Raw genomic sequence first — 8,825 nt, forward strand, 5'->3', positions numbered from 1 at the left:
TCGGCATGCGACGCGCGCCAGGCAACCTGCAACCCACCCGAAGGGACACCCCCATATGCCGCTCGAAGCCGGTCTCCTGGAGATCCTCGCCTGCCCGGCGTGCCACGCTCCGCTCACTGACCGGACGGCAGCCGACACCCCGGAGCTGATCTGCACCGGCAAGGACTGCGGCCTGGCCTACCCCGTACGGGACGGTATCCCCGTCCTCCTGGTCGACGAGGCGCGCCGCCCCGCGTAACCCCGCACCTGCGTAACCCCGCACACCTGCGTAACCCCGCACCACGACCCCCCGCACGCGCACGGCGATCGGAGGCCCACCCCCATGCTCGACGAGTCGCTCCTCGATGCCCCGGAAGCCCTGGCCCGAGCCGATCGCCGAGGCCTCCTGCGAGGTGCCGCCGAGGCCGGGGCGCGCGTGCGCACCGCCGCCCGGCACGCCGCCGAGGCCGGCATCGCCGAGCTCAAGCCCGAGGGCCGCCCCCGCGCCGTACTCATCGCGGGCTCCGGCACCGCCGCGACCGGCGTCGCCGAGCTGGTCAACGCCCTCGCCGGCGCCACCGCCCCCGTCGCCCGTCTGCACCCCTCCGGCGTCGCCCACGCCGCCGGCGCCCTGCGCTGGGCGCTCCCCGGCTGGGCGGGCTCCGTGGACCTCCTCCTGATCGTCACCACCGACGGCAGCGAACCCGGCCTCGCGCTCCTCGCCGAGCAGGCGTACCGCCGCGGCTGCACCGTCGTCGCCGTCGCCCCTCAGCGCTCCCCGCTCTCGGAGGCGGTCAACGGCAGACATGGCCTGGTCGTCCCCATGGCCACCGCCCCGCACGAGATGTACGAGGAGGAGGAGACGCAGGCCGCGAGCCCCGGTGCTTTCTGGGCGCTGTTCACCCCGCTCCTCGCGCTCCTCGACCGGGTCGGCCTGATCGAGGCCCCGCCGGAGACCCTCGCCAAGGTGGCCGACCGCCTGGACGCCACCGCCGAACGCTGCGGCCCGGCCATCGCGACGTACAGCAATCCCGCCAAGACACTCGCCGCCGAGCTCGCCGACAGCCTGCCGCTCATCTGGACGGAGGGCGAGGGCGCAGCCCCCGCGGGCCGCCGCTTCGCCGCCGTACTGGCCGAGCTGGCAGGCCGCCCCGCCCTCGCCGCCGAGCTTCCGGAGGCGCTGACCGCGCACGGGGTGCTGCTCGTGGGCTCCCTCGCGGCGGGCGCGGACCCGGAGGACTTCTTCCGGGACCGCGTGACGGAGGAGCAGGCGCTGCGCGCCCGCGTCGTACTGCTGCGCGATCGCCCGGCCGGCGGGCTGACGGCCGCGCCCGCGGCCCGCGAACTGGCGCTCAGCCATGACGCCCCGATCAGCGAGCTCGAACCGGAGGAGGGCACGGAGCTGGAAGCGATCGCCGAACTCCTCGCCGTCACCGACTTCGCCGCCGTCTACCTGGCCCTGGCGGACACCGGCGATCACGCCTGAGAACCACCGCCACGCCACAGTCCCGCAGTCAAGGAAGAGCGAAGAACAACATGGACCGCCTCTCCAACACCGTGCGCCCGTACGCCTGGGGCTCCACGACCGCCATCCCGGAACTGCTGGGCGTCGCCCCCACCGGCGAGCCCCAGGCCGAGATGTGGATGGGCGCCCACCCGGGAGCACCCTCCCGCGTCACGCGCGATACGGACGACGCGTTGGGGGGCGACCAGCCCCTGTCCGCTCTGATCGCCACCGACCCCGTACGCGAACTGGGCCACGCGACCGTCGAGCAGTTCGGCCCGCGCCTCCCCTTCCTCTTCAAGATCCTCGCCGCGGGCGCGCCCCTCTCCCTCCAGGTCCACCCGAACCTGGCGCAGGCCAAGGAGGGCTACGCGGCCGAGGAGAGCGCGGGCATCCCGATCGACGCCCCGCACCGCAACTACAAGGACGCCAATCACAAGCCGGAACTGATCTGCGCGCTCACGCCCTTCGACGGCCTGTGCGGATTCCGTAGGCCCGTCGAGGCCGCGGAACTCCTCGCCGGACTGGATGTGGACTCCCTCAAGCCGTACGTCGATCTGCTCCACGCCCAGCCGGAAGAGGCCGCGCTTCGCGAGGTCCTTACGGCCGTCCTGACCGCGGACCCCGCCGAGATGGCGGCCACGGTCGCCGACGCCACGGCAGCCGCCGAACGCCTGGGCGGCCACTACGCCCCGTACGCCGCGGTCGCACAGCACTACCCCGGCGACCCGGGTGTCATCGCCGCCATGCTGCTGAACCACGTACGGCTCCAGCCCGGCGAGGGCATGTTCCTCGGCGCGGGTGTGCCGCACGCGTATCTCAACGGCCTCGGCGTGGAGATCATGGCCAACTCCGACAATGTGCTGCGCTGCGGACTGACCCCCAAGCATGTGGACGTCCCCGAACTGCTGCGTATCGTCCGCTTCGAGGCGACCGACCCCGGCGTACTGCGCCCCGAGGCCTCACCCTCGGGCGAGGAGGTCTACGACACCCCGATCGAGGAGTTCCGGCTTTCCCGGTACGTCCTGGCCCCGGGCGCGGCACCTCGCGACCTCACCGCGCCCACGCCGCAGATCCTGCTGTGCACGGCGGGCAGTGTGCGGGCCGGGGAGCTGACACTCGCCCCCGGCGAGTCGGTATTCGTCCCGGCCCAGGAGAAGGCAGAGATCTCGGCCCCCGATACGGCCCCCGGCACCGTCTTCCGCGCGACAGTGGTGGCCTGACGCAGCGCCCCCTTCAGAGGCTGCAACTCAGAGGCTGCAACAATGGCGCACCGCAAAGACCGGGCAAAGCCCGGACGGCGACCGAAGTACGTACGAAGGGACATCCGGCACACATGAGCGCGTCAGGCGGAACCAAGGCGATCGTGGCGGCACTCGCCGCCAACCTCGCAATCGCGGTAGCGAAGTTCGTTGCGTTCGTGTTCAGCGGCTCGTCCTCGATGCTCGCGGAGAGCGTCCACTCACTCGCGGACTCCGGGAACCAGGGGCTGCTGCTCCTCGGCGGCAAGAAGGCCCAGCGCGAGGCGACCCCCGAGCATCCCTTCGGCTACGGGCGCGAGCGCTACATCTACGCCTTCCTCGTCTCGATCGTCCTCTTCTCGGTCGGCGGCATGTTCGCGATCTACGAGGGCTACGAGAAGATCAAGCACCCGCACGAGATCGATCTCTGGTACCTGCCGGTCGGCGTGCTCATCTTCGCGATCATCGCCGAGTCCTTCTCCTTCCGTACGGCCATCAGGGAGTCCAACGAGACGCGCGGCGACCTCACCTGGACCCAGTTCGTACGCCGCGCCAAGGCACCCGAGCTCCCGGTCGTCCTCCTGGAGGACCTGGGCGCGCTGGTCGGCCTGGTCCTGGCGCTTATCGGCGTCAGCCTGGCGCTGATCACCGGCGAGGGCGTCTGGGACGGAATCGGCACTCTCTGCATCGGCATCCTGCTGATCCTGATCGCGATCATCCTGGCCGCCGAGACGAAGTCCCTGCTGCTGGGCGAGGCGGCAGGCACGGAGGACGTCGAGAAGATCAAGGCGGCGATGGTCGACGGTGACACGGTCACCCGCATCATCCACATGCGTACGCTCCACCTCGGCCCGGAGGAACTGCTGGTAGCGGCCAAGATCGCGGTCCAGCACGACAACACGGCCACGGAGGTCGCCGACGCGATCAACGCGGCCGAGGACCGCATCCGCAACGCGGTCCCGATCGCGCGCGTGATCTACCTGGAGCCGGACATCTACAGCGAGGCGCCGGCCACGCCGGACAGCGCGTCCGGAACCAAAGCACCGAAGGCCGCCCCCTGAGTACCCGGCAGAATCGGTGGACCCGCGATTCTGGCTGAATCCCCAGTCATAGGCGGACTGGGTCCACTGGGCCGATCGGTGTAGATTCGTGACCAGAGTCAGACGTCGCTGCTGATGGCGGTCGGGCGGTCCGTTCCTCTGGACCGGCCGAGGGAGAGAGGGCCTCCGACGGACTGCACTGCACGTGCTCGGGCACTCGTGTGCCCGGCCGCCGCAGAGCCAGCCGTACTCACCTCGAACTCACCTCGACCCCAATCGCACGAGGAGCAGCTCGCAATGTCGACTGTCGCAACTGGCCAGGACTTCAAGGTCGCCGACCTTTCCCTCGCCCCCTTCGGCCGCAAAGAGATCAACCTCGCCGAGCACGAGATGCCCGGCCTGATGTCCATCCGCAGGGAGTACGCGGCGCAGCAGCCGCTCGCCGGTGCCCGGATCACCGGCTCCCTGCACATGACGGTGCAGACGGCCGTACTCATCGAGACCCTGGTCGCCCTCGGCGCCGAGGTCCGCTGGGCGTCGTGCAACATCTTCTCCACCCAGGACCACGCGGCAGCTGCCATCGCCGCCGCCGGCATCCCGGTGTTCGCCTGGAAGGGCGAGACGCTGGAGGAGTACTGGTGGTGCACGGAGCAGGCGCTGACCTGGCCCAACACCGCCACCGGCGGCCCGAACATGATTCTCGACGACGGCGGCGACGCCACGCTGCTGGTGCACAAGGGCGTGGAGTTCGAGAAGGCCGGCGCGGTCCCGGACCCCTCGACGGCGGACAGCGAGGAGTACGCGTACATCCTGACGCTCCTCAACCGCACCCTCGGTGAAGCCCCGCAGAAGTGGACGCAGCTGGCGTCCGAGATCCGCGGGGTGACCGAGGAGACCACCACGGGTGTGCACCGGCTGTACGAGATGCACCGCGAGGGCACCCTCCTGTTCCCCGCGATCAACGTGAACGACGCGGTCACCAAGTCCAAGTTCGACAACAAGTACGGCTGCCGCCACTCGCTGATCGACGGCATCAACCGCGCCACCGACGTGCTGATCGGTGGAAAGACCGCGGTGGTGTGCGGGTACGGGGACGTGGGCAAGGGCTGCGCCGAGTCGCTGCGCGGCCAGGGCGCCCGGGTGATCATCACGGAGATCGACCCGATCTGCGCGCTCCAGGCGGCCATGGACGGCTACCAGGTGACCACCCTCGACGAGGTCGTCGAGACGGCTGACATCTTCGTGACCACGACCGGGAACAAGGACATCATCCTGGCCGCGGACATGGCCCGGATGAAGCACCAGGCGATCGTGGGCAACATCGGCCACTTCGACAACGAGCTCGACATGGCCGGTCTGGCGCAGCTGCCGGGAGTCGTGAAGGACGAAGTCAAGCCGCAGGTGCACACCTGGACCTTCCCCGACGGCAAGGTACTGATCGTGCTCTCCGAAGGCCGTCTGCTGAACCTCGGCAACGCGACCGGGCATCCCTCCTTCGTGATGTCCAACAGCTTCGCGGACCAGACGCTGGCGCAGATCGAGCTGTTCACCAAGCCCGAGGAGTACCCCACCGATGTCTATGTGCTGCCCAAGCACCTGGACGAGAAGGTCGCCAGGCTGCACCTGTCGGCGCTCGGCGTAAAGCTGACCACGCTCCGCCCCGAGCAGGCCGCCTATATCGGCGTCGACGTCGACGGCCCCTACAAGTCCGACCACTACCGCTACTGACCGGTGCCATCCCCTGATCGGACACTGATCAGGGGATGACCCCCTCAGCAGCCGGTACCGGCGTACCAGGCAGGCCCCCGCACCCCCGTGTCGGGGGCCTGCCCCGTACCGGCCCGAACGGCTTCACCGGCAAGAGCCGGTCTCACCGGTCTCACCAGCCTCACCGCACAAGGACACCCGAGCCCCCATGCCCCGCGGCCGCTATTCGCTGCACGATCCGCACGATCACACCCCCCTCGGTGAAGAGCACTTCCAGTGCGCCCCCGGCCCTTCCGGCTGGCGCTATGTCTCTCAGATCACCACCCCCTCCGGCGACCACGCCGGCTCCGTCGACCTCACCCTCGACGAACTCGGCCGCCCCATCCGTCTTGAACTCAACGCCGCCAGCTGGCAGGTCCGCGGCGCAGCCCTCGACGGCGTCACCTGGGTCCGTACCGACCCCACCGGCACTCACGCCACTGAAGGCAATGTCCGCGCCCACGCCTTCACCGGCACATCCCCCGCCTTCCTTGTCGCCACCACACGTCTGCTGCGCCTCACCCCCGGTTCACCCGCGACGCGGGTCCGCCTCGTCGCCTTCACAGACCCGGTCCTCGCCCCCCGCACCGTCGACCAGTCCTGGGCCCTGCTGAAGAGTGAAGCGCATGCCACTGACAATGGCCCCCTGACCGTGGACGAATACCAGGTCAGCGCCCTGGACACGGGCGAACAGCACGTCGTGCACATCGCGGGAGACGTGGTCCTCGCGGCCCCCGGCATCGAACTCGAAAACCTTGAGTCCCCGCCCTCGGTCTTCCCCTGACGGCCAGGTGTTCCCAGAGCTCAGAGATCCCGGACGACTCCTACGCGGGCGGCGAGAACCCGGTAACCGGCTGCGTATCCGATTCCCGTACCCGCTCACCGCCCGGCGAGGCCGCACCGCCCGAGGTCTCCCCACCCGGTACGGCGCCGGTACCACCCGTCGCCGCCCCCGGCACGACTCCCCACTCGCCCCGAGCACCGGCCCCGGGAACCGCCCCGCCCGCGGCTGCACCATTCGCACCCGGAGCACCATTCGCACCTGGAACACCCGGAGCGGCTACGCCCGCGGCCTTGAACGCCTTGCGGGCATCCCGCGCCTGCCGCTCATTCACCACCGCCGCCAAATACGCCGCGGGCGGCACCCTCTCCGGTGTGGGCGCCCCCGTGCGCGCCGCCAGATCACCGGCCAGCCGCTCCGCCATCGACCAGCTCACCGCTGGGTCCAGCTGCCGCATCCGCGTCAGGTACTGGCGTATCGCAAGCCACAGATCATCAGGCACCCCCGACAGATCCAGCTGTGCGAACCGCCCCACAAGCCACGGCGGCGGAGGCGGCACGGCCATCGTCCGTCCGGCCGTGACCCTCTCCCGCACGACCAGCGTCCCCGCGAACACATCCCCGATCCGCCGCCCTCGCGCCGACACCAGCGAAGCGATACACGCGATGACCCCGAACGACATGAGGATCTCGACGACGCCCATCGCCCCACGTACCAGCGCGTGCCGGAACCGAATCGGCCCCCCGTCGTCCCGTACCACCCGCAGCCCACAGGCGAGCTTCCCGAGCGAACGCCCATGACTGAGGGTCTCCACGGCTATCGGCGCGCCCACCGGGACTAGCAGGAACGTCGCGATCGACACGGCCATGACCGCCGCCTCATCAAGCGAGGCCGTTGCCATGGAGAGACCGATCGATATCAGGAGAAACCCCGCCCACACCACCACAAGATCGATTACGAGAGCGAGCGCCCGGCTCGGCAGTTTCGCCGGCTGCAGCCCCAGTACGACCGCGTCCCCCGTCACAAGCGCACTCACTGCTGCCGCCCCTTCGTGTCGATCTTCTCTGCCCCTGGATTCCACAGTCTGCCAAGCTGACCCGTAGCGCCCCGCTGTACTACGAACCGGTAGTACGAGTAGTGCGAACCGTACGCACCCAGTGCCTGGAGCAGCAGCCGACCATGGACCTCGATGTCTTTGTGACCGCCCACCGTGCCGAGTGGGACCGTCTGGACCGCCTCCTGCACCGGGGACGCCATCTCACCGGAGCCGAGGCCGATGAACTCGTCTCCCTCTATCAGCGCACGGCCACGCATCTCTCGCTCATCCAGTCCAGTGCCCCGGACCCGATGCTGCTGGGCAGGCTCACCCAGCTTGTGGCCCGCGCCCGCTCCACCGTCACCGGCACCCGCCGTGCCACCTGGCGTGACGCGGCCAACTTCCTCACCGCGGGATTCCCCGCGGCCGTCTACCGGTCCCGCCACTGGTGGATACCCACGGCGGTCCTCTCCACCGTCCTCGCCGCGATCATCGGCTGGTGGATAGGCACCCACCCCGAAGTCCAGTCGGCGATCGGTGCCCCGGACGATCTCCGGCAGATGACCCGCCCGGGTGGTGAGTACGAGGCGTACTACTCAAGCCACCCGGCGGCCTCCTTCGCGGCCCAGGTCTGGACGAACAACGCTCAAGCCGCTGCCATGTGCCTGACCCTGGGAGCGTTCCTCTGCTTCCCGGTGATCTGGATCCTCTTCCAGAACATGCTGAACCTGGGCGTCGGCATGGGCCTGATGTCGTCGGCGGGCCGCCTCGACACTTTCCTGGGCCTTGTCCTGCCACACGGTCTGCTCGAACTGACCGCCGTCTTCGTCGCCGCCGGCACGGGCCTACGTCTGGGCTGGACGGTCATCGACCCGGGCCCTCTGTCCCGCCGCACGGCCCTCGCCCAGCAAGGCCGCGCCGCACTCGGCATGGCAATCGGCCTTGCCCTCGTCCTCTTCGTGTCGGGCGTTATCGAGGGCTTCGTGACTCCCTCGGGCCTGCCGACGTGGGCGCGTATCTCCATTGGCATCGCCGCGGAGGCGGCGTTTCTGGCGTACGTCTACATCCTGGGCGGCCGAGCGGCCCGAGCCGGCGACACGGGTGACGTGGAGGCCACGGACCGTAGCGCGGAGCTCCCGGCTGCGGCCTGATGTGCGTCAAGCCCTTCGGGGCTGCTAGTCTTCCGGTCTGCCCACGAAAGCTGTTGACACAGCCGGTGTGGGGAGGTAGATTTTAGCAGTTGGCCGGACTGGACAAGTCCGAGTGTCACAGCTAGCATCTCTCTCGCTCTCAACGGAAATTGAATTTCCGCAGAGCCGCTCGACTCCTCCATCCGGAACATGAAGGCCGATTAGCTCGGCCCAAATAATCCTGATAAAGTCGGGCTCAGCCGAAAGGCAAACAGGCTCTCCAACAGCCACTGAAATCGAATTCCGAAGCTGGTAACAGAAGCGGAAAAGGTTCTGGTAAAGTTGGAATCGCCGGAAAGCCGAAAGGC

8 protein-coding genes are annotated in these 8,825 nt (G+C 69.2%); 7 read left to right on the forward strand and 1 reads right to left on the reverse strand.

What is annotated here, in order from left to right:
- Positions 1 to 55 precede the first annotated feature (55 nt).
- The 6 genes from ACIHCQ_RS20515 to ACIHCQ_RS20540 all read left to right on the forward strand — a co-directional run bounded on the left by ACIHCQ_RS20515 (position 56) and on the right by ACIHCQ_RS20540 (position 6,294).
- The gene (locus tag ACIHCQ_RS20515) at positions 56 to 238 is read left to right on the forward strand and encodes a Trm112 family protein (protein WP_360882018.1); all 183 of its coding nucleotides are present in this window, start codon (positions 56 to 58) and stop codon (positions 236 to 238) included.
- Between the two features lie 84 nt (positions 239 to 322).
- Entirely contained in the window at positions 323 to 1,465 is a 1,143-nt protein-coding gene (locus tag ACIHCQ_RS20520; protein WP_399663966.1) for an SIS domain-containing protein, read from the forward strand.
- Positions 1,466 to 1,515: 50 nt separating this feature from the next.
- A complete protein-coding gene (gene manA / locus ACIHCQ_RS20525; RefSeq protein ID WP_399663968.1) occupies positions 1,516 to 2,706 on the forward strand; it encodes a mannose-6-phosphate isomerase, class I in 1,191 nt (396 codons plus the stop codon).
- A 113-nt stretch (positions 2,707 to 2,819) separates the two neighbouring features.
- Positions 2,820 to 3,785, forward strand: coding sequence for a cation diffusion facilitator family transporter (locus ACIHCQ_RS20530; RefSeq protein ID WP_399663970.1), 966 nt, complete (start codon positions 2,820 to 2,822; stop codon positions 3,783 to 3,785).
- 276 nt (positions 3,786 to 4,061) lie between these two features.
- A complete protein-coding gene (gene ahcY, locus ACIHCQ_RS20535) occupies positions 4,062 to 5,492 on the forward strand; it encodes an adenosylhomocysteinase (RefSeq protein WP_399663971.1) in 1,431 nt (476 codons plus the stop codon).
- 187 nt (positions 5,493 to 5,679) lie between these two features.
- Positions 5,680 to 6,294 carry a hypothetical protein gene (locus ACIHCQ_RS20540; RefSeq protein ID WP_399663973.1) on the forward strand — a complete coding sequence of 205 codons (615 nt, stop codon included), beginning with the start codon at positions 5,680 to 5,682 and terminating at the stop codon, positions 6,292 to 6,294.
- Between the two features lie 40 nt (positions 6,295 to 6,334).
- On the opposite strand, the gene ACIHCQ_RS20545 is transcribed toward ACIHCQ_RS20540, so the two are convergent.
- Complete coding sequence (locus ACIHCQ_RS20545) at positions 6,335 to 7,327, reverse strand: RDD family protein (protein WP_399663975.1); 993 nt, start codon at positions 7,325 to 7,327, stop codon at positions 6,335 to 6,337.
- A 143-nt stretch (positions 7,328 to 7,470) separates the two neighbouring features.
- Here ACIHCQ_RS20545 and ACIHCQ_RS20550 point away from each other — a divergent pair, with 143 nt between their 5' ends.
- Positions 7,471 to 8,478, forward strand: a complete 1,008-nt coding sequence (locus ACIHCQ_RS20550; protein ID WP_399663991.1) for a stage II sporulation protein M — start codon at positions 7,471 to 7,473, stop codon at positions 8,476 to 8,478.
- Positions 8,479 to 8,825 lie beyond the last annotated feature (347 nt).

Origin of the sequence: Streptomyces sp. NPDC052236, from assembly GCF_044548015.1 — a bacterium.
Taxonomy (GTDB): Bacteria; Actinomycetota; Actinomycetes; order Streptomycetales; family Streptomycetaceae; genus Streptomyces.

What these genes read in the sequence shown, in the direction of transcription:
- ACIHCQ_RS20520 (WP_399663966.1), top strand. Translation starts at nt 323, where the DNA reads ATGCTCGACGAGTCGCTCCTCGATGCCCCGGAAGCCCTGGCCCGAGCC.
- ACIHCQ_RS20540 (WP_399663973.1), top strand. Translation starts at nt 5,680, where the DNA reads ATGCCCCGCGGCCGCTATTCGCTGCACGATCCGCACGATCACACCCCC.
- ACIHCQ_RS20515 (WP_360882018.1), top strand. Translation starts at nt 56, where the DNA reads ATGCCGCTCGAAGCCGGTCTCCTGGAGATCCTCGCCTGCCCGGCGTGC.
- ahcY (WP_399663971.1), top strand. Translation starts at nt 4,062, where the DNA reads ATGTCGACTGTCGCAACTGGCCAGGACTTCAAGGTCGCCGACCTTTCC.
- manA (WP_399663968.1), top strand. Translation starts at nt 1,516, where the DNA reads ATGGACCGCCTCTCCAACACCGTGCGCCCGTACGCCTGGGGCTCCACG.
- ACIHCQ_RS20530 (WP_399663970.1), top strand. Translation starts at nt 2,820, where the DNA reads ATGAGCGCGTCAGGCGGAACCAAGGCGATCGTGGCGGCACTCGCCGCC.
- ACIHCQ_RS20550 (WP_399663991.1), top strand. Translation starts at nt 7,471, where the DNA reads ATGGACCTCGATGTCTTTGTGACCGCCCACCGTGCCGAGTGGGACCGT.